We start from the raw sequence: 1,169 nt of genomic DNA, 5'->3' as shown, positions 1-1,169 counted from the left end.
CACCCGCCTCGATCGCCAGATCGTGCTGATCGACGCCATGCAGGCGCTGAACGCCGGCCCCGGCGCCATGGCCGACCTGGAACGCGCGGTGACCGAGATCCTCAGCTGTTTCCGACCTGGCCGGGGCAGCTTCCTCACCGATCTGTTTTCGCGGCGCATCGACCGCATCCTGGTTGCCGCGACCAAGGCCGACCATCTGCACCACGAAAGCCATGACCGCCTGCAGGCGATCGTGCGGCGGCTTGCCGACCGAGCCGTGGCACGGGCGAATTTCACCGGCGCCGATGTCGACGTGGTCGCCATGGCGGCGGTGCGCGCGACGCGCGAAGGCACCGTCAAGCAAGGCCGGGAGACGTTGCCAGTCATTATCGGCACGCCGATCGCCGGCGAGAGGATCAACGGTGAAACTTTCGATGGAAAAACTGAAACAGCCATATTTCCTGGTGACTTACCGGAGAAAATTGATGCAGTTTTTGATCTTTCGGGAGCCGATCACAAGCAGGATGCCGCGGACCCTGCAATCCGCTTCGTCCGTTTCCGTCCGCCAAAGCTAGAACGAACGGCTGAAGGTATCACCCTGTCGCTGCCGCATATCAGGCTCGACCGTGCCTTGCAGTTCCTGATCGGAGATCATCTGGCATGACCGCGCCCCGCAAGCCGGCAGCGTTCCGGATCGAACCGGAAACCCCACCGAGACAAACGGCCCCTGAGCCGCGCCCCCAGGCCGATGCCCAGCGCAAACCGCGCGCGATGAAGACCGATGTCGCGATGGTCCTCCCGGCGGAAGTCGATGTCTTCGACGAGCCCGACATCATTGCCGCGGAGCCGCCACCGGCCATTGCCCCCAGGAAACGCTCGCTGCTCGGCAGCATCTTCTTCGGCGCCTTTGGCGTGCTGGTTTCGCTGGCTGTCGGCTTGTGGACCGACCAGCTCATACGCGACCTCTTTGCGCGCGCCGAATGGCTGGGCTGGCTGGCCGCCGGCATGGCTGCCATCGCCGTGCTGGCGCTTATGGTGATCCTGATTCGCGAATTCCTGGCGATCGGCCGCCTCGCCGAGGTCGAAAAGCTGCAGAAACGGGCGCTCGACGCAATCGAGCGTGACGATCCCAAGGCGGCACGATCGGTCGTCGACGAGCTGTCGGCCTTTGTCGCGGCCAAACCCGAGAC

Annotated in this window: 1 protein-coding gene and 1 pseudogene; both read left to right on the top strand. The window is 64.4% G+C overall.

The features are described from left to right. Positions 1–643 (top strand): YcjX family protein (locus tag EN906_RS34755; RefSeq protein ID WP_164777640.1); only part of this gene is annotated, 643 nt, incomplete at its 5' end. After that, positions 640–1,169 (top strand): annotated as a pseudogene (locus EN906_RS34750) (TIGR01620 family protein); the annotation flags it as partial. The gene EN906_RS34755 and the pseudogene EN906_RS34750, both read left to right, overlap by 4 nt.

Origin of the sequence: Mesorhizobium sp. M7A.F.Ca.CA.004.06.1.1 (genome assembly GCF_003999135.1) — a bacterium.
Classification (GTDB): domain Bacteria; phylum Pseudomonadota; class Alphaproteobacteria; order Rhizobiales; family Rhizobiaceae; genus Mesorhizobium.
The sequence above is the reverse complement of the archived record's forward strand: the minus strand, read 5'-3'. Positions and strand labels throughout refer to the sequence as shown.